Here is a 21,978-nt window from a genome sequence, read left to right as displayed (position 1 = left end):
CAAAATATCCATTAGGAAGAGGCTTAGTTGCCCTAGGCGTGGGAATTTCTATGATTGGATGTTTAGGTGTAGGCCTAGGACAAGGGATTACTGCAGGTAAAGCAGTTGAAGCAGTAGGAAGAAATCCTGAAGCAATGAACAAAATCAGAACCTTATTGCTTTTAGGTTGTGCTATTTCTGAATCATCAGCTTTATATTCACTTGTTCTTGGTGTTTTATTATTATTTGTATTTTAATTAAATAATGATTAATAATCAAATTACAAGCAATTTTTCTAATATCAATTTTTTAAATCTTATTGTTAAAAATCAAGATTTAAAAACCGATATTTCAGAAAAATTTATGGCCATCTTTCCCTCATGACCAATGATGCTTGCTACAATTATTTCTTTAATTTTAGTAATCATCTTTTTATCGTTTTTAGTTTATAAACCAATTAAAAATGCAATGAAAAAACGTCATGATTTTATTCAAAAAAATATTGATGAAGCCAAAGAAAATCAACGTTTAAGTTTAGAAAAATTAGATTTAGCAAATGAGCATCTAGAACAAGCACACCGTAGTGCTGATGATTTAATTAAAGATGCTAAATTAAAAGCTGAAAAAGTAATGAATACATACACCGAAAAAGCAAAGCTCAACGCCAAACAAATTATGGATGAAGCAGAACTAGACATCAATAACCGTAGAATCGTGATGGAAGAAGAAGCTAAAGCTAATGTGGTTGAAACTGCTTTGGAATTAACTAAAAAAATTCTGCAAAAAGAAGTTACTAAAAAGAATGAAGCAGAAATTATTGAAAAGTTTTTAGCAGAAAAATAATTTATGTATTTTAGAAATAATATTCAAGGTTATGCTATTGCTTTATATGAATTAGTCAAAGAAAGCAAAAAGCAAAAAAATATTCATTACCAATTAGGTTCTTTATCTGAAAATATTGAAAATAGTCGTGATTTAGTTCATTTTTTATCTTCTTATGACGTTAATGAAAAAGATAAAAAAAACTTTATCGATGAAGTTTTTGTTGATTTTGATCAAATCATCAAAAATCTAATGAAACTTTTAGTTGATCGAAAAATGATTTTAACTTTACCAAGAATTTTGAAACACTATTTTAAAATTTCTGATGCTGAATTAAATATTAAATTCGGTGTTATTTATACCACTATTCCTTTAAGTCCCAACAAAATCAAAGAAATTGCTAACAAAATTAGCAATCTTTACAATATTGATTGCGTTTTAATTAACCGGATTGATCCTAATTTGATTTCTGGTTTTAAAATCAAAATCGATAGCTTAACAATTGAAAATAATTTAAATACTTCTTTAAACGAATTAAGAGAACTAATGTTATCTAAAGGAGATAAGCATGATTAACAAAGTTACTGATATTAGTGCAATTATCAAAGATAAAATCAAAAACTATAATGCTAAAACTAATTACTCTGAAACTGGCAGAGTAATTACTATTGGTGACGGAATTGCATTAGTTAACGGATTAGACAACGTTAAAAACGGAGAAATTGTCATTTTTCCTAACAATGTTTATGGACTTGCTTTAAATCTTGAAGAAGAAGTAGTTGGGGTAGCGCTTTTTGGTGATTTTGATTCAATTGTTGAAGGCGACATTGTTAAAAGAAGTGGTCAAGTTATATCTATTAAAGTTGGAGACGAATTATTAGGTAGAGTAGTTGATGGTTTAGGTAATCCTATTGATGGCAAAGGTGCTTTTAAAAGCAAAAAAACTAGTGAAGTATTTAAAGTTGCTCCTGGTGTTTTAACCAGAGAAAGCATTAATGAACCCTTAGAAACAGGAATTTTAGCCATTGATTCAATGATTCCAATCGGTAAAGGACAAAGAGAATTAATTATTGGTGATCGTCAAACTGGTAAAACTACCATTGCCATTGATACCATTATTAACCAAAAAGGTAAAAACGTTAATTGTGTTTATGTAGCCATTGGTCAAAAAAATTCAACCGTTGCCCAAATTGTTAAAAAACTAGAAGACCATCATGCGATGGAATATACTACTGTAGTTATTGCTGGAGCCAGTGAATTAGCACCTTTACAATACGTAGCGCCTTATACTGGAATTACAATTGCTGAAGAATGAATGGCTCAAGGCAAAGATGTTTTAATTGTTTATGATGATTTATCTAAACACGCTATTGCATATCGTACCTTATCATTGCTTTTAAGAAGACCTCCTGGTAGAGAAGCTTATCCTGGCGATGTATTTTACTTACATTCACAATTATTAGAACGTTCTGCCAAAGTTACTAAAAAATACGGTGGAGGTTCAATTACTGCTTTACCAATTATCGAAACTTTACAAGGCGATATTTCTGCTTATATTCCTACTAACGTAATTTCAATTACTGATGGTCAAATCTTTACCAATGAAAACTTATTTAACACTGGTCAAAGACCAGCGGTTGATGTTAGCTTTTCTGTTTCGCGGGTAGGATCAGCTGCTCAATATCCAGGAGTTAAAAAAGTTTCTTCATCTTTAAAATTAAAAATAGCTCAATATAATGAAATGCAAAGTTTTGCTCAATTTGGTTCAGACTTAGATGAATCAACCAAAAAAATCCTTAAACAAGGAGCCAAAATCTATGAGCTTTTAAAACAAGAACAAGGATTTTCAATTTCTGAAGTTTCCCAAATGGCAATTTTACTAGGAGTAAAGGAAAAAGTTATTAATCCTTTACCTAAAGAAAAAGTTCATAAATTTAGAGACAAAGTAATTAAGTTTATGGAAAATGATCCCAAAGGTGTTTCTATTGCTTTAGAAATTCAAAATAATAATTACGCATTAAATGAACAAATCGAAGAGCAAATCTTACAAGTTTTAGTCGAAAAAGTTGCCAAAATTATCAAGGCAATTCCTAATTATGATATTCATGAACATGAACCATTGCCTGAAAAGTTGAAAAAATACTTACCTAATTAATTATGGAAAGCTTACAAAGTACTAAAAATCGAATTAAACTTGTTAGTTCAATCAAGAAAACCACTCACGCAATGCAAATGATTGCTATTGCTAAAATGCGTCGAACCAAAACTATTTTTAACAACATTAATCCATACAATCAAGAAATGGTTTCAACTTTTGAAAAAATCATTAATAAGTTAGACCAAATTGATTTTGAAAAAGTTTTTGCCTTAAACACTAGCAAAATTAGTTTACATATTATTATTACTAGTGATTTAGGTATGGCAGGAACTTACAATTCTAACATTTTAAAATTAGCTAGATCAGCAATTAAAAAAAATGACTTAGTAATTGTTTTAGGACATAAAGGCATCAACTTTTTTAAAGAAAAAAAATGAGAATCTAATTTATTAGAATACTTTTCATTTCCTAGTGAAGACATTGATTATAGCATCATCAGAGAAATCACTAAAAAAGCAATGAAAATGTATAATGAAAACCAAATTGGAAAAATCAAAGTTATTTATACCGACTTTATTAATAACATTGTGCAAAAAGAAACCATTAAAACTATTTTTCCAATAGAATATACCAAAAACGTTAGCAAAGATTTTGAAACCATTGAAATTGAACCTTCACCATATGAAGTTCTAACCAGTGCTTTTCCTCTTTATATTAGTAATTACATATACACTTGTTGTATAGTTTCTAAATTAAGTGAAAATGCTTCAAGAAGAATGTCAATGGAAAATGCTACCAATAATGCTAGTGACATTATTGATAAATTGAAACTAGAACTTAACCGTAAACGTCAATCAATTATTACTCAAGAATTAAATGAGATTATTTCTGGTGCAGAAGCAATATAAAGGAGAATTATGAAAAAAACTACTAAAAACAATGTAGGAACTATTGTTCAAGTTTTAGGTCCTGTAGTTGATGTTAGATTTCCTAGAAATCAAATGCCTAAGTTATATAGTGCTTTAAAAACTAGTGTAGATAATCGTGATTTTATTTTTGAAGTTGCTCAGCACATTGGTGATGACACGGTTAGAACCATTTCAATGGTTTCTACTAGTGGTTTATCTAGAGGTCTTTCTGTCGAAGATACTGGTAAACCAATTATGGTACCTGTTGGAAAACAAGTACTTGGTAGAATGTTTGATGTTTTAGGTAATCCAATTGATACCGAAGAATCAAGTAAAGAAACTTTTGATGCTAAATTAATGATGCCAATTCATGCTAAAGCTCCTTCATATGAAGAACAAAAAACCACAAGTGAAATCTTAGAAACCGGAATCAAAGTTATCGATTTATTAATTCCTTATGCTAAGGGTGGAAAAATTGGTCTTTTTGGTGGTGCTGGTGTAGGTAAAACTGTTTTAGTTCAAGAACTTATTAACAACATTGCTACTGAACATGGTGGATTATCGGTTTTTGCTGGTGTTGGTGAAAGAACAAGAGAAGGTAATGATTTGTACCACGAAATGAAAGAATCGGGTGTTTTAAATAAAACAGCATTAGTTTTTGGTCAAATGAATGAACCTCCAGGGGCTAGAATGAGAGTAGCGCTTTCAGGACTAACTATGGCTGAATATTTCCGTGATGAACAAAAACAAGATGTGCTTTTATTTATTGATAACATATTTAGATTTACCCAAGCTGGCTCTGAAGTTTCCGCTTTATTAGGAAGAATGCCTTCAGCTGTTGGTTATCAGCCTACTTTAGCTACGGAAATGGGTCAATTACAAGAAAGAATTACTTCAACTAGAAATGGTTCAATTACCTCAGTTCAAGCAGTTTATGTACCAGCAGACGATTTAACCGATCCTGCTCCCGCTACTACTTTTGCTCACTTAGATGCTAAAACCGTTTTAGATCGTAACGTAGCAGCGTTAGGAATTTATCCAGCGGTAGAACCATTAGAATCTTCTTCTAGATTATTAGATCCTTTAATTGTAGGAAATATCCACTATGAAGTAGCACAAGGAGTAATTAATCTTTTACAAAGATTCAAAGAACTACAAGATATTATTGCTATTTTAGGTATGGGTGAATTATCTGATGAAGATAAAAAGATTGTTGCTCGCGCTCGAAGAATTAGAAACTTTTTATCACAACCATTTTTTGTAGCTGAAAAATTCTCGGGAATTAAAGGAAAATATGTTCCATTAATTCAAACCATTGATTCTTTTAAAGAAATTCTAGAAGGTCATTATGACCAATATCCTGAAGAATTATTTTTATATGTTGGTGACATTTCTGAAGTTAAAGCAAGATATGAAAAAATGTTAGAAGAACAAAAAGCTAAAGAAGCACAAAATGAACAAAGTCAAAATTCTAATTCAGAAAACTAAGAAAAATAGTTATTTTTATGCCAAATAAAACAACTCATTTAAAAATTATTACCCCATCAAAAGTTTTTTATGAAAACGATGTCAAAATCGTAACTGTAAATACTAGTGATGGTTATGTAGGAATTTTGCCTAATCACACACCTTTTTTTACAAATATTGAAATTGGTAAATTAACCATCAATTACGAAAAAGATGATGATTATAAACTTTGTACCATTAGTAATGGACTTTTATATGCTGATGCTGAAAAAATTTCTATTTTAACTGATGATATTATTTTTGCTAATGAAATTGACATTGAAAAAGCAGAAATTGATCGTCGTTTAGCATTAAAGAACTTAGAAATTTACAAAAACACTCATGAAGCATTAAAATATGAATTGATGCTTAAAAAAGCTTTAAATCGTATCGACGTCTTTTATTCAATTAAAAAATAAAAATTCTAAGAATTACTAATTCTTTTAGCGATTCTTAGAATTTTTTTAATAGATTTAGCAAGTCTAAAATAATCTAAAAAAACATTATTGACTGTTTCATGATATTCATTCATCAATTGAAAATCTACATAGATATGATGATTAATATTAGACTTTTTAACTATTACATAATGATTATTAGAAGTTTTGATTTTAAAAAGATAATGGAATAATTCATTTTTAAAATCAATAATTTCTATACTTTGATTTTTGGCTTTGAAATTGATTTTTTTCAAAAACGATATTCAATCAAAGTTAATCTTTTTAAATTTAAAAATTTTATTTTTATAACTTATTTCACCTAAATTTTCTTTTAGTTGTTTTCATTTATAAGTTAATAAATTATTACGGTTTAAAAAGCTATTAAACATTCAAATTAAACAAACTAAAAAATAGTAATTGTCATAATAAAAGAAAAATCTAGAATTAGGACAAAAACGATTTTCATTATAAAAGAACAAGCAATTTTGATCTTTTATAATTTGGTCATAATTTTCGTCATTTTCATATTTAATTGCAATTTTGTAGCGGTTAAGCAAGATCTTTAAAGTTTTAGGTGCATCAACAGGCAAAATCACAAATAAGTCATTTAAATTAACTTCCCCATCAACTTTTAATTCTTGAATAAAAAAGTCCAAATAAATTAATGCTAAATTATGATTATTTAATCTTAAATATCTATCTGTTAGTTTTGTCATTACAAAAATGTTATTGTTTTGATCAAAACTAAAAATGTTGTTAATTTTTTTATCTTTAAAAAATCATTGGTCAATGATTTTACTTTTACCAATTGTTTTTAATAAACCATTTAGGTTTTTAACTTCAATAATTGGAGTGTTATAACGAGATAAAAGATATTTACTTTCTTCCAAAGCAAAAAGATTTTTGGAATTGATAAAACTTTTGGTTTTATAGCGTTGTTTGATGTTTGCAAAAGCTTTTAATAAATGATCACTAGAGCAATATTGATCTAAAAGCAAATCATATTCGACTTTAAATGAACTATATTCTCCATAATTAAAATCTTGTAAATCATTTTGATTTAAAAAGTTTAAAAGTTCTTGGACTTTTACATCTAATAAATAATTGTTAAACCCTCTTTTAAAGTTGTAAATTTTAATTTGTACAGTTTTAGATTCTTTAAAAGAATTAAAATGAATTAAATAATCAACATTTTGTTTTTTAGCACAAAAAAAGGCAAAATTAAAACTAACGTTTTGATGGTTGTTAAATTCATAAAAATTATGATTGATTAAGGCTAATTTATCTTTAAAATTAGCAAAAGCTAAAGAACAAGCAAAATCATTTTCAGTAGATATAAAGATTTTTTGTTCTTGATTTTCAAACACTACTTGGTTTAATGCTTGTGCTAATCAAGAAGCGCTATATTGGTTAAAATTAGCAAAACCAAAGTCATGATTAAAGATTAAATGATGATTTATATATAAAGGAGAATTAAGAAAATATTCTTCATTTTTTGCTAAGTTTTTAAAAACTTTTTTTAGCAATGAAGAATTTTCTTTATCATCTTTATAAAAATTTATTCATTTGGAAGTATCTATTTTCATACTATTATTTTATAACTTAAAGTACTTTTAGTTTTCACCAATCATAGCATTTTCATCGTATTCTTCGTTTGATGCTTCATCATCTAAACTATATTCTCTAGTTTGAGATTTGATGTTATCAATAGTTTGGGTAGCAGCCATAGTAGCTTCTGGGTCGGTTTGTTCATTATTTTTGATAATTTCAATAGCCACAATTTCTTCTTTTCCTTTAAGATTCATAATCTTAACACCTTTGGTTGCTCTACCTGTTTCTGAAATTTGACTAATAGCAGTTCTAATGGTGGTTCCGTTTGAAGTTATGATTAACAATTCATCTTGCGGATTAACGAAACGAGCAAAAATTAATGAACCGGCTTTAGCAGCATTTAACCCCATTACTCCTTTTCCACCTCTTTTAATTAATCTAAATTGTTCTGGACCAGTTAATTTACCAAAACCTTTTTTACCAATAGTTAAAATAAGTGCACCTTCTGAAGAAGTTGAAGAAGAAATTACTGATAATCCTGAATCTAAACGCATTCCAATAACTCCAGTTGCGGTTCTAGAAATAGGTCTAAAGTCAGTTGCTAAGAATTTAATTACCCGACAATCATTATTTGCTAAAAGTACATATTCATCATCAGTAAGAATTGATGCTCTTACCAATTCATCACCTTCTTTAAGACTAAAAGCATATTTACCATTAGCATTAATTCTTTGGTATTCTAATAATGAAGTCTTTTTGATAACCCCAAATTTAGTGGTAGTAAATAGATAATGATTTTCTTGATATTCATCTACTGGAAGCATCGAAATAATGTTTTCATTATTTTTAACATCCAATGATGGAATGATATTGATAAATGGAGTTCCTTTTGATTGTTTTGATAAATCAGGAATTTCATGTGCTCTAATTCTATAAACTCTGGCAAAGTTTGAAAATAGTAATAAGTCAGTATGAGTGGTAGTGGTAATGATTGAAGCTACATCATCATCAGAATAGGTTTTCATTGTGTTCATACCTACTCCACCACGGTTTTGGATTCTGTATTCTTCAAGATCCATTCTCTTTACATAACCTTTAACAGAAGTAGTGATTACAATATCTCTTTGTGAAATTAAATCTTCATCAGTAATGTTTCCTGCTGCTTCTTTATCAATAATTGATTTACGGTTATCGTTGTATTTGTCTTTAATTTCTTGTAGTTCTTTAATAATTAATTCAATTAATTTGTTTCTATCAGATAAGATTTCCTTGATATCACTAATTAATTTCATCAATTCAGCCATTTCTTCTAACATTTTGTCAATTGATAAACCAGTTAAACGACCTAAACGCATGTCAACAATTGCTTTAGTTTGACGATCAGATAAATTAAATCTTTTTCCTAATTTTTCTTGAGCTTCAATATCAGTTTTTGAACTCTTAATGATTTTAATTACTTCATCAATGTTTTCAATAGCGATTTTTAAACCTTCAAGAATGTGTAATCTTTCTTCAGCTTTACCTAAATCAAATTGTAATCTTCTAGTTACAACACTTTCTTGGTGTTCAAGATAAACTTCCAAGGCTCTTTTGATATTTAGTAATTTTGGTTCTCCGTTTACTAAAGCAACAAAGTTAACATTGTAATTTACTTGCAAAGGAGTAGTTTTAAATAATTTATTTAAAATAATATGAGGATTTGCATTTTTCTTGATGTCAATAACAATTCTGATTCCTTCACGAGATGATTCATCTCTTAAATCAGCAATTCCTTCAATTGTTTTGTCTTTTACTAATTCAGCAATTTTTTCTATTATTAAAGTTTTTTTAATTTCATATGGAATTTCAGTAACAATAATTTTGCTTTTTCCATTTGCTAATTCTTCAATTTTGGTTTTTGATCTTAAAGGAATTGCGCCTCTACCAGTGGTATAAGCATCATAAATTCCTTTGGTACCTAAAATAATTCCTCCAGTAGGAAAATCTGGTCCAGGTAAAAAACTAATTAACTCTTCAATTGTAATTTCTGGATTTTTAGCTAAAGCAATAGTAGCATCAATTGCTTCACCTAAATTATGTGGAGGAATGCTGGTAGCCATACCAACAGCAATCCCAGTTGCTCCAGTTACTAATAAATTTGGAAATCTTGAAGGCAAAACAACAGGTTCTTGTTCGCTAGCATCATAGTTATCAATAAAATCAACAGTATCTTTTTTAATACCTTCTAACATTTCTGCAGCTATTTTTGACATTCTAGCTTCGGTATAACGCATTGCAGCAGCTTGATCACCATCAATAGAACCAAAGTTACCGTGACCATCAACTAATGGATAACGCATAGAAAAATCTTGTGCCATACGTACCATAGCTTCATAAACAGAACTATCACCATGTGGGTGATATTTTCCTAATACGTCCCCGACAATACGAGCACTCTTACGGTGTTGAGAACCAAAAGTAATTCCTAGTTCATTCATGTCAAATAAGATACGTCTATGAACTGGTTTTAATCCATCTCTAGCATCAGGTAAAGCACGAGCAACAATAACACTCATGGCATATTCTAGAAATGAATTTTTCATTTCTTTGTGAACGTCGATTGGTTCAATTCCATCTACTGGTTTATCAATGATTTGTGACACAACAGTATATTCTGGTTTATTTTGAGGAATATACTCTTCATCGTCTTCATTTTCAATTTTTTCTTCTTTAACAAAAACCTTTTTTAATTCATCTTGGTCATAGTTCAAAATTTCATCCTCATTGAAAGAATTGTCTGCACTAGCATTAACTGGTTCAATTTTGGTTGAAATTTTTTTATTATTTTTAGGCATTTTTACTCCTTATCGCATAATAGAAAAATACTTGTGTAAAATGTATTTAATCATTATAACACATATTTTTTTGCTATTTTAAATAATATATGTATATATACATATATATAGGAAAAATATTAAAAAACAGGAATTTTATTTTTTTATTAAAAAAATTATTCAAAGTTAGATTTATTTAAACAAATTTTGCTAAAAAACCAAGTTTTTTAAATTGTTTTCTAACACATTTTTTTCACATTAAAATTAGTAAAAAAAGTAGAAATTTTTATCTAAAATAAGTTTATTTTAAATGCAATTTTTTATGTATTTGTCTTTATTTTGCATTGTTAATTCAAAAGTAATAATAATACTAATTTTTAATACTTATTATATATAATATTAAATATAAAAGTTTAAACGAACATTTATAAAAAAACGAACATTACATAACAATGAGGAGATCATGTCTAAAAAAACACAAGATAATATGCTTGCTCCAGTTAATAAAAATGCTGTAGCTCCATATCAGTCTGCGAATAATCTACCTTCAAATCAAATTGCACCTTACAATATGCAACAAGGTGGTTTTTTGCCAGCACAAACAATGGTTAATTTACCTATACAACCAACTATGAATATGGTTGTTTCTCAACAAAACAAAGAACAAAAAGAAGCTGATGCTAGATTTAAATCTGGTCTTTTTTGAGTTTTAACTTCGATTTCAACTGCAGCAATTCTTGCTGGTGGTACTTATGCTGTTATTAGTACTTTAAAATCTAATTCAGTTAATCCTACAACTAACTTAAAAAACTTAATTAGTTATTCTGAACAATTTGCTCAAAACTCACTAACTTCAGTGGCTTTTGAAACATTAAAAACTGAATTGGAAGAAAAAATCAAAATTGCTAAGGAATATCTTGAAAATCCGAACGTTACTAAAATACTTGCTATCACCAAAGAATTGAGCGAAAAATATCAAAGTGTTTTAGATATTTATACAAGAAAATACTTACATATTCAAAACATTGAAAATTTCATTTCTTCCAAAGAAATTACCGAATTTTCAGAAAACTTAGCTAATTACACAGAGTACTCAGATTTATATGAAAGTTTTAGAGAAGGATTAAAGAAATTAGAAGAAGTAAAAAATAGAAAAGATGACAACTTTGATATTAAACAATACAGCATTGCATTAGAAAAATTCACCAAAGACATCCAAGAAATCAAAGATTTAAAAACCAAAAGAGATTTAAAGATCACTGCTTATGATGAATTAAAACAACTATATGATATTGCTACCAATTGACAAAATTCAAGAACTTCATATCGTTTTAATGAATGAACTTCTATTTTGTCTGTTGCTTTAGATAATGCTAAAAAGAATATTTTAAGTAATATAGCTATTCAAGTTAGAAATCCACAAGATAAAACTGATGTTGCTTTAATAGATAAAGAATTCAAATCATTGAATGAAGCTTTCTTTAAAGCTAAAAGTATTTGTGAAAAAGAATTGATTTGATTGAAATCAAATTCGAATTATCTAATAGACTTAATGAATTTTGTGCTAAATATGAAATTAGTCCAGCAATCAATAATGTTTTCAAAAAGTTCTATGAAAATGAAAAACTAAATGAAAAAATGGATGAGCTTACTTCTAAAGAAAATGATCCTACTGTGGATAATAAAACTTTTGAAGATAAAATTAATGAATTTATTAAATCATTTAATAGCTTAAAGAAAAATGTTGTAGATACTAAGAAGTTAATTGATCAAAAAATAAGTGACTTTAATGTTCTTTTAAAAGAAATAAGAGATTGAAAATCTATTTCGCCTAATGCAGCAGATGAATTATATTTAAACCCTAACATTGATGCTAATGATTTTATGAATGTTCTTTTTGGTTCTAGTGCTGGTATAGGTGAAGAACAAAAAATTGAAAACTACTTAAATGAAACAGTCAAAAAATATTTAGTTGATTCTAATGAAATTGGAATCAAGTTAAATGAATTTAAGAAAACTATTCAAGACTTAAAAACCCAAAAAAGAGATAAGCATAGACAAACCATTTTATTAAAAGCAGAAATTGAAAAATTCGAACAATTAATAGAAGCTAATGCTCCTAAAACTTCTCAACCTACAGGTAATTATGATGAGGATAAGAAGTTCATATATAAACCGTTGAATGTTAAAGCAAAAGAAGATGTTTTGAAATTTAAAAATGTGTTAACTAGTCAATACAGTTTAAGTGATATCAAAAAAGATAATTTTAATCAAAATACTCTTGATGAAAGAATTAAAAAATCAGTTAAAGAATATCAAGAAAACCTTGAAAAAGCTAATCAAGATCTTCACTCATACATTAACAACAATAACGGTGATATTAAGTTCATAAATCCTAATACAAATACAGCCTTTGTAAATAATGAACTTCAAAATGTATTACCAAGTACAATTCAAAATTATCTTGAACCCGCCTCTTCAACACTTGTTTCAACATACTTGCAAGGTAATTTGCACGTTGATGTTGAAATGAAGCCTGATGATGTTAATGGAAAAATGTTTTATACCAAAAAGTATTGATATGCTGAAACAGAATATATTAATCCTAATAATCCAAGCGAAGGAAAGAAAATTACAAATAAATTTTACTTTTATTCAGATGCTCAAAAGTTTTTAGATGGATTTAAAAAATTTGCTTTTACTGATGATGACAATGTTATTTTTGCAGTTCATAATGAAATTCAGGAAAAATACGAAACTGTAGAAGCAATTTCATTATCATTGGCACAATCTATTAACAACACCTTAGTAACTAATGATTACTTAACTGGAACAAATGGAATTAATGACAAAATTTTGCTTATTTCATTTAATAATAGCAATAATAAAAAATTAAATTCTTATGTTTTTATGAAATGTGAACCAAAAGGTAATGATAAAATTACTATTCAGTATTCAATAAGTAGACGTGTTAAATCTGGTGATAAAGAAGATCAAACTGTTGTAGATATAAAAACTGTTGAAGTAGATTTTTCACAAATCATTGCTAGAAATAAAGACAAAAATGAAGCATCAAAAAACAAAAAAGATGTTACTTATTTCTATAATTTACTAGATCAATTTGTTCAACAAAAATTAGATTCACAAAAAGATGAGGATTTAATTAGTCAATCTAAAGTTCTTTTAGAAAAAGTTAAAAAAGATGTTGTAGATAAAGAAACCAATTCTCTTAACACTGGAACTGCAGAATTTCAAGAATTTGTTAATAAGTGTAAAGAATATAAGCAACAATTAATAAAAATGTATTCTGACATAACAAGTCAAAAATCAGAAAAAAATGCAACTTATTCTAAGTTTAGAGAATTAAAAATTAAAGTTGAATTTTTACTTTCTAATATTAATCAAAGTCCTTCAAAAGTGGCTGATAAGCACCAAGAAGATGAATTAACAAAAGTAAAAAATGATATAGATAATATATTGAAAGATAATGTTCAAACTAAATTAGCAGAAATGCAAAACACATTGAAGACTTCTGAAGAAAACTTTAAGAAAAATGAACTAGAAATAAAAGAAAAAGAAGAAGCAAGAACATTGTTAAATTTTGCTATTTTAGAAGTAAAGGACAAAATTCCTCAAACATTTGTAAATGAAAAATTATCAGCATTTTTTAAAGCAAAAGCTGAAGAATTAATAAAAAATGCTGAAGAAGTTGTTACTAAAACAGGAACTACTAAAGATTTAATTAATAGTGGTAAAACAACATTAGAAAATGGTTTCAATGAATTAGATTCAAAAAATGCTATTGCCACAGAAAACTATGAACAATTAAAATTGTTATATGACGAAATAACAATATACAAAAACAATAATTTACTTGACAAACAATACTTAAATACATATAAACAAAAAATAGAACAAGAATTAGAAAAAGCTAAGAATATTCTAGAGAAAACTATTGAAGTAGGACAAGAACAACAATTGAATGATATATCATCTACATTAAATAGTTTTAACAATGCTATAAATAATATAAAACAAGAAATTATTAAAGTTGTTGCCAAATATGATGAATTATTAAAATTTATAAATAATTATGCATCAAGATATGCTATTGGTTTAATCTTAACTAAAGTAGCAGCTGGTAATGAAGAAGCAATTGAAGCCTTACAACCACAAGATTATGAAGATATTGCTAAACCATTAGTAGAAACAATTGATAAAACAAAAGTTGAAATGAATAAAGAAAATCCTAATGTTATTCAAAATCTTGAAAAATTATTAGTTGAAATCAAAGCTTCATATGAAAAAGCAAGAAATGCTAAAATTGAAAAAGATATTCAAAAGAAATTATTGAATAAAACAATTAAAGAAAAAGAACAATTTGTTACTTTAAATATTACTGGTGTTTGAATTGCTGATGTTTCAAAAATTTCTGAAATTTTTTCTAAAGAAATAAATGAAGCAAAAACTAAATACACTGCTTCTAATTCAAATATACAAGCCTTTAAAGATGCTATTAAAAAATTAGAAGATAATACAAATGTTGCTTCAAATGCTGCTCCTGACAATTTAATGACTGAATGAGATAAAGCGCAAAAAGAAGCTTCAGATAAAATTAAACAATTTTTACAAGATATAACCAAATTTAAAACTGAAGATAAAGAAGAAGTAGGCAACATTACAATAGCAAATGATAATGAACTAAAAAATGAACCCGAATTTGTTAATAAAATTGAAATATTGAAAAAATCTATAAACGGAGATAAGCTATCAGGAGATACAACATTTATTCTAGCTGGTGATAAATATAATGCTTTAGATTTAGTGTTTAATAATATTAAAAAACATAAACAATTAAAAATTCAAGAACGTAATGAATTCATTAATACCTTAAAAAACGCAGCGTTTTACTTCAATCATGCTAAATCTGATAATTCTGAACAAGTATGAAGCAAAACAGAATATATTGGAAATAGAGATGCAGTTCCAGGATTTAGTGCTAAAGAAGCAGATTATAAAACATTAGAAAAGATGAATACTCCAGAAGATCATTTTTCAACATCACATCAAGATAAAATCGATGTATATAGAAAATCTATAGATGAAAAATTCTCAGTAAGTTCTGTATCTTCTAATATTAAAACCTATAAGACTGCTACAGAAGAATTGAAAAAATTTATTAATGAATATATTGCTGCAAGATTAAAAGCATTACAAGAAGCACAAAAAGAATATGATAGAATTGTTCAATTATCTACTGAATTAAGAAATCAAGCAAATACAGCCGTAGCTTTCAAAAAAGTATTTGACGCTATTAATACAGCTTTAGATACTTCACAACAAGAATATAGCATAGGTCTTTCTTCTTTACAACCTAATAAAATTAAAGAAGCAGCAAACAAATTAGAAAAAGTTTATCAAGGTCAAAAGAATTTATTTGATTCATTAAATCAAGCATATACAAACTTAAATATAGCATATACTAAGTTTAGTGAAGATTTAAAACTTTATGAACAATCAAGTTTGTTTGCGCAGTTTAAAACTAATCTAGAAAATGCATTGCAAAAAGTTAATACAATGCTAACCAAAGGAAAATCTGCAGGTGGGAATAATTACACAGGTGTTGATTCAGCATCAGAAATATCTAATTTAGAAGTTGAATTAGAAACCAATGCTAATAATATTTTTGCACAACATCAACAAGCAGTTATAAATTTCTTTAATGAAAATTACAAAAAGAAACTTAATGAATTCACTACTCTAAAAGATATTCTTATTGCTCCAAGAGATATTAGTACAGGTTTTAAAACACTTGAACAAATTTTTGCTCAAGTAAGTATTTCTGAAAATTCATATTTAGGAAGAACTCCACAATATTTATTTAGTAAATTAGAATCAACATGTTCTCAAATAGAAGCCGTTTTTGCAACAACTATTACTAATATGAAACAAAGAAGAGAAATAATAACTAAATTTGATGATGCATTAAATAAAGCAGAATCAGTTAAGGACAGAAGCCAAAACTTTACATATGCATGTTGTAAAAGCACATGTTCAGGTAATAAATGAGCTAAAGATTGAGAATATCATGTTTCAGAAAATCATAAAAAAACATTATTAAACACAATAGATATTGCTAAAAAATCAAATGAAAAAGAAATCTCTAATGAAGATTTTACAAACTTACTAAATCTTTTATTATTACATACTAAAAACTGAATAGATAATTCAGGTGGTCATGGTTCATGTAGATCAACAATAAAAAAATGTTATTGTGGAGGTTTCCATACGCAAGTCTAATCATAAAATCAAGCATTTTACTAGTGCTTGATTTTTTATCCCTAGTTTCCAAGTTGAAAAAGAAAAAAAATTCATATTCACCTATAAAATAGAAGAATATGAAATTTTTAATTTTTAAATTACTATCCTAAATCACTACTTTTGATTTAGTGCCAATTCAATAACTTTATAATCTTCTCTTGTGTTTCGGAGTTAATAAATAAAAAAATCATTTTTCCTTATTCCCATAAATAAGGTTAAAATGATTTTTATTTTAATATTATGTAAGAGTTATATTTTTAATGAAATTTTGCTTAATACTACATTTGTGTATAGTAATATGCACAAGTACATTTATGAACTGTAGATGAACAATAACGACTTCCACCTGAATGATCTATTCATTCTTGTGTAGCTTTAATTATTATGTTTGTATGATTTTCTAAATCTTTATCAAAAATTTCAGCAGAAGTTGCAGTTTTAGCATTATCTATTGCACTCTTTAAGGTATTAAAATAACCTTCAGAATTTGCATTAGAATCAAAATTTCCTCACTTAATTTTTGGATGACAAGTTTTTTGACAACATGAATATGCTGAATTATATGGACGTCCTAATGTTTTTTCAGCATTAGCCATTGCTTCATTATATTTAACAACTAATGCTTTACGATTATTCATCTCATTTAATGTAGAAGAAAAAATTGTATCTATATTAGAAACCACCGATTCTAAAGAAGAAAATGAAACAATAGGGCTTCTACCTAAATAAGCAGTTTGATTTGAATTTGTAGATTCAAAGATGTTTTGTAAATTCTTGAACCCCGTTGTATTGTCTCGAGGCTCTAATAAACCTTCTTTAGCACCATTAAATTGATCTAATTTTTCTTTATAGTTTTTATTAAAGAATTCAGCAACTTGATTTTGATGTTGAGCAAAAATATTTTTAGCATTTGTTTCAAATTTACTTTGTAATAAAGATAATTCAGAACCGGAATCAACACCTGTGTAATTGTTCCCGCCTACAAGTTTTCCTTTGGTTAACATTGTGTTTACAATATCTAACTCTTTATTTAATTGTTCTTTATAATTATTAAACTTACTTGATTCAGAATAAAGCTTTAAATCCTCACTATAATTTGCATAAGATTTTTTTAATTCAACATAAGCTGTATTTATATCGTTGAACAAATTATTTTGATTAGAATAAGCGTTTCTTAATTTATTAGTTGCATCTTTAATTTTGTTAGGTTTTAATTCTGATGTACCAGCATTATATTCAGTTTGAGCAACATTTAATGCTTCTGTAATTGCATCAAATACTTTTTTAAACACTGTTGATACATTAGCATTGTTTTTTAATGTATTAGCACTTTCAACTACTTTGTCATATTCTGTTTGTGCTTCTTGTAATGCTTTTAAATTTGCTGCAATATAATCACTTATGTATTTTTTCAACTCTTCAGTTGCTTTTTTATAAGTTTTTAAATTTGAATTTACAGAACTAACAGCAAATTTTGCATCAAGTTGTTTACGATATTGTTCAATTTTATCTTTATGAACTGTAGAGAAATTATCATTTTCAGTATTTACATTATTTAATGTTTTGTAAAAATCTTCAGATGCAACAAATCCTGGAACAAGATCTCTATTAACTGTATATTCTGGTTTACTTCATTCTTGTTGAGCATTATCAGATTTAGCATGATTGAAGTAAAAAGCGGCAGTTTTTAAATTATGAAGAAATTCATTACGTTCTTGAATTTTCAATATTTTATGTTTTATTATTTGTTGATAAGTATTTTCCAAATGATTATATTTTTCACCAACGCTAATGAATGTATCATTATTTCCTATTTTATTTCCATTAACAACTTTTTTCAAAATATCAATATCTTTAACAAATTCAGTTTCGTTTTTTAATTCAGAATCGTTAAATATCGTTACATTATTGTCTTCTTCTTTATCTTCTGTCTTAAATTTTTCAATCTTGGTTAAAAATTCATTAATTTTATCAATTGCTTCTTTTTGTGCTTTATCTCATTCAGCCATTAAATTGTCAGGAACAACATTTTGAGTTACATCAGTATTTTTGTTTAGTTTTTCAATTGATGTTTTAAAAGTTTCAATGGTTGAACTAGATGCATCATATTTAGTTTTTGCTTCATTTATTTCTTTTGTAAAGATATTTGAAATAGTTGAAACATTAGCAATTCAAACACCTACTAAATTGTCTGAAACAAATTTTTCTTTTTCAGAAATTAATTTATTTAATTTTTTCTTTTGAATATCTTTATCAATTTTTTTGGTTTTTGCTGCTTCATAAGCAGTTTTCATTTCTTCTAACAATGAACCTAATTTTTGTAAAATATTATCATCTTTTTGGTTCATCTTAGTAACTACTTCATTCATTTTATCAATTAAAGGTTTAGCAATATCTTCATAATCTTGTATTTGTAAAGCTTCAATTGCTGGTTCTGAACCAGTTGCTACTTTTGTTAAAATTAATCCTCTTGTATATCTAACAACAAAATTATTGATAAATTTATTTAATTCATCATATTTCAATACAACTTGAGCAATTTCTTTTTTAACATTGTCAAAATTAGTTGTTAAACTTTCGAGTTCAATATTAATTTTGTTTAGATCCTCTTCTTTATCTTTTTCAACAACTTTGTCTAAAACATTTTTAGCACTTGTAATATATCCTTCTAATTTAGTTTTAAAGTTTTCTAGATATGGTTTTTCAAGTAAGTTGTTATTTTTGTATAGTAATGCTTGGTTATATAAAGAATTTAGCTTGTTATATTTATCATTGATTTGATCATTTTTTGTGGTTAGTTCTTCAAATTTTCTTGTTAATTCAGAATTACCTTGTTCAATTAATTGTTTGGTTTTTCCTGTTTCTTTTGCAATTGTTTCTGCTTCTTTAATATAATCATTTGCTTTTGCTTCAAAATAATTCTTTAATTTGTCATTAACAAAAGTATGTTGAATTTGTTCTTTGATTTCTGATATTGTGAACAATAATAAGGTTCTAGCTACATTTTTCTCTTTTATGTCATTTTCATATTTTTTAAATGATTCATTAGATTGTTCATAAGTAGTAGACATATTTTCTAATGTTGTTTGGGTATTGGGGTCTAAAATAGTTTCTATGTTAGTCTTGATTTTTTCTAGCTCAGTTTTTTCGTCAGAATCTGCTTTAGAATAAGGACTTCTTTCTATTTCAAAAATTAGAAATTCGACTTTTGATTTTAATTCAGTAAAATTAGAATATTTTTCTTTTTTTTGCGATTTCTTATTTGTTACTTCTGAATATTTTTCAATTAATTGTTTTTTTAATTCTTTACATTTATTTATAAAATCATCAAAAGCACTTTGACCTGTTGATAAAGAAGATATATCTTTATCAACTACTTCTTGTTTAACTATTGCTAGCAATGCGTCGGTAGGAGTTTTTAAATCAGAATCTTTTTTAGAGTCTAATTTATGATCACTGAAATTTTTCAATTGTTCATAAAAGAAAGTAACATCTTTTTTCTGTTTAGAAGCTTGATTTTGTTCTTTGTTTCTTAAAATAATATTTTCAAAATTAATTTCTTCTTGTTTTATAGCAACTGATTGTGTGTCACTAGAATTTCCATTTTTAATTAATCTAGAAATTGAATATTCAACAACCAATACATATTGTGAATTTGTCTTAGCATAACATCTTCTAAAAAGATATGTATTCATTTCTTTGTTTTTATTATTTACAAAAGATATGCTTAATATTTTATCATTAGTTGAACCACTACCACATAAATAATCATTTTTGACTAAAGTATTGTTATCAGAATTAGAAGATAGTGAATGAACAATAGATTCAATATTTTCATACGAATCTTTTATATCACCATGAACTTGAAAAATAACATTATCATCGTCAGTAAAGGCAAATTGTTTAAAACCATCTTCAATTTTTTGAGCATCTGAATAAAAGTAAAATTTGTTAACAATTTTCTTACCTTCATTTGGGTTATTAGGATTGATATATTCTGTTTCAGCATATCAATACTTTTTAGTATAAAACATTTTTCCGTTAGCATCATCAGGCTTCATTTCTACATCAACATATAAATTACCTTGTAAATACGGAGTAACTAATACCAATGATGAAGGTTGAATGAAATTTTTAATAGTGCTTGGTAATACTTCTGATTTATCATTACTATTAAACGCAGCATTTGTATTAGGGTTTACAAAATTAATTTTTCCATTACTATCATTTACAAATTTTTGAAGATCAGAATTTGCTTTTTCAATATTATTTTTGTATTCTTTGAAAGAATTTTCAAGTTGAACATCTAATGTATTTTGGTTAGAATTGTCCTTCTTAATTTGATTTAAACTATATTGTCTTGTTAAAATCTTCTTGAACTTGTTTACATCATCATTAGCATTTAAATTCAACGGTTTATATATGAACTTCTTATCCTCATCATAATTACCTGTAGGTTGAGAAGTTTTAGGAGCATTAGCTTCTATTAATTGTTCGAATTTTTCAATTTCTGCTTTTAATAAAATGGTTTGTCTATGCTTATCTCTTTTTTGGGTTTTTAAGTCTTGAATAGTTTTCTTAAATTCATTTAACTTGATTCCAATTTCATTAGAATCAACTAAATATTTTTTGACTGTTTCATTTAAGTAGTTTTCAATTTTTTGTTCTTCACCTATACCAGCACTAGAACCAAAAAGAACATTCATAAAATCATTAGCATCAATGTTAGGGTTTAAATATAATTCATCTGCTGCATTAGGCGAAATAGATTTTCAATCTCTTATTTCTTTTAAAAGAACATTAAAGTCACTTATTTTTTGATCAATTAACTTCTTAGTATCTACAACATTTTTCTTTAAGCTATTAAATGATTTAATAAATTCATTAATTTTATCTTCAAAAGTTTTATTATCCACAGTAGGATCATTTTCTTTAGAAGTAAGCTCATCCATTTTTTCATTTAGTTTTTCATTTTCATAGAACTTTTTGAAAACATTATTGATTGCTGGACTAATTTCATATTTAGCACAAAATTCATTAAGTCTATTAGATAATTCGAATTTGATTTCAATCAAATCGATTCTTTTTTCACAAATACTTTTAGCTTTAAAGAAAGCTTCATTCAATGATTTGAATTCTTTATCTATTAAAGCAACATCAGTTTTATCTTGTGGATTTCTAACTTGAATAGCTATATTACTTAAAATATTCTTTTTAGCATTATCTAAAGCAACAGACAAAATAGAAGTTCATTCATTAAAACGATATGAAGTTCTTGAATTTTGTCAATTGGTAGCAATATCATATAGTTGTTTTAATTCATCATAAGCAGTGATCTTTAAATCTCTTTTGGTTTTTAAATCTTTGATTTCTTGGATGTCTTTGGTGAAGGAAAATAAAAGTTGAATAAATTAAATATACGGTTTATTTATTTATGTTTAATTATAGAAAGATAAACCATTTATTTAATTGTTGAATATTTATTATTTATTTCTATTATCTATATAATAGAGAATGAACATCAAAGTTAATTAAATTAT

11 protein-coding genes are annotated in these 21,978 nt (G+C 26.6%); 8 read left to right on the top strand and 3 right to left on the bottom strand.

All coding sequences use genetic code 4. The annotated features are described in order from the left end of the window. The first annotated feature begins 11 nt into the window (after positions 1–11). Genes atpE through atpC form a run of 7 tightly spaced genes read left to right on the top strand, consistent with a single transcriptional unit; the run spans position 12 to position 5,732 of the window. On the top strand, positions 12–236 hold the full coding sequence (gene atpE / locus ACJA25_RS02300) for an ATP synthase F0 subunit C (RefSeq protein WP_406616187.1): 225 nt from the start codon (positions 12–14) through the stop codon (positions 234–236). A gap of 7 nt (positions 237–243) precedes the next feature. After that, a complete protein-coding gene (gene atpF, locus ACJA25_RS02295) occupies positions 244–822 on the top strand; it encodes a F0F1 ATP synthase subunit B (RefSeq protein WP_406614976.1) in 579 nt (192 codons plus the stop codon). 3 nt (positions 823–825) lie between these two features. Beyond that, a complete protein-coding gene (gene atpH / locus ACJA25_RS02290; protein ID WP_406614974.1) occupies positions 826–1,377 on the top strand; it encodes an ATP synthase F1 subunit delta in 552 nt (183 codons plus the stop codon). Then, positions 1,370–2,956 (top strand): F0F1 ATP synthase subunit alpha, encoded by a 1,587-nt coding sequence (atpA, locus tag ACJA25_RS02285; protein WP_406614972.1) that lies wholly within the window; start codon positions 1,370–1,372, stop codon positions 2,954–2,956. Before atpH ends, atpA begins: the two co-directional genes overlap by 8 nt. A gap of 2 nt (positions 2,957–2,958) precedes the next feature. Next, positions 2,959–3,807 (top strand): ATP synthase F1 subunit gamma, encoded by an 849-nt coding sequence (gene atpG / locus ACJA25_RS02280; protein ID WP_406614970.1) that lies wholly within the window; start codon positions 2,959–2,961, stop codon positions 3,805–3,807. A 9-nt stretch (positions 3,808–3,816) separates the two neighbouring features. Continuing rightward, positions 3,817–5,295 (top strand): F0F1 ATP synthase subunit beta, encoded by a 1,479-nt coding sequence (gene atpD, locus ACJA25_RS02275; RefSeq protein WP_406614968.1) that lies wholly within the window; start codon positions 3,817–3,819, stop codon positions 5,293–5,295. 17 nt (positions 5,296–5,312) lie between these two features. Next, entirely contained in the window at positions 5,313–5,732 is a 420-nt protein-coding gene (atpC, locus tag ACJA25_RS02270) for an ATP synthase F1 subunit epsilon (protein WP_406614966.1), read from the top strand. Positions 5,733–5,737: 5 nt separating this feature from the next. Here atpC and ACJA25_RS02265 read toward each other — a convergent pair whose 3' ends face one another. Together ACJA25_RS02265 and gyrA are read right to left on the bottom strand one after the other, a co-directional pair. Beyond that, on the bottom strand, positions 5,738–7,339 hold the full coding sequence (locus ACJA25_RS02265; RefSeq protein WP_406614964.1) for an MAG5620 family putative phospho-sugar mutase: 1,602 nt from the start codon (positions 7,337–7,339) through the stop codon (positions 5,738–5,740). 27 nt (positions 7,340–7,366) lie between these two features. Beyond that, positions 7,367–10,138: a DNA gyrase subunit A gene (gene gyrA, locus ACJA25_RS02260; RefSeq protein WP_406614962.1), complete on the bottom strand. Its 2,772-nt coding sequence runs from the start codon at positions 10,136–10,138 to the stop codon at positions 7,367–7,369. A 1,476-nt stretch (positions 10,139–11,614) separates the two neighbouring features. On the opposite strand from gyrA, the gene ACJA25_RS02255 reads away from it, so the two are divergent. Next, on the top strand, positions 11,615–16,417 hold the full coding sequence (locus ACJA25_RS02255; protein ID WP_406614960.1) for a hypothetical protein: 4,803 nt from the start codon (positions 11,615–11,617) through the stop codon (positions 16,415–16,417). Positions 16,418–16,716: 299 nt separating this feature from the next. On the opposite strand, the gene ACJA25_RS02250 is transcribed toward ACJA25_RS02255, so the two are convergent. Beyond that, positions 16,717–21,678, bottom strand: coding sequence for a hypothetical protein (locus ACJA25_RS02250; protein ID WP_406614958.1), 4,962 nt, complete (start codon positions 21,676–21,678; stop codon positions 16,717–16,719). Positions 21,679–21,978: the final 300 nt, after the last annotated feature.

This window comes from Mycoplasmopsis hyopharyngis (genome assembly GCF_045276885.1).
Lineage (GTDB): Bacteria > Bacillota_I > Bacilli_A > Mycoplasmatales > Metamycoplasmataceae > Mycoplasmopsis > Mycoplasmopsis hyopharyngis.
Note: the sequence above shows the minus strand (reverse complement) of the source record. Positions and strands in the feature narration are given on the sequence as shown.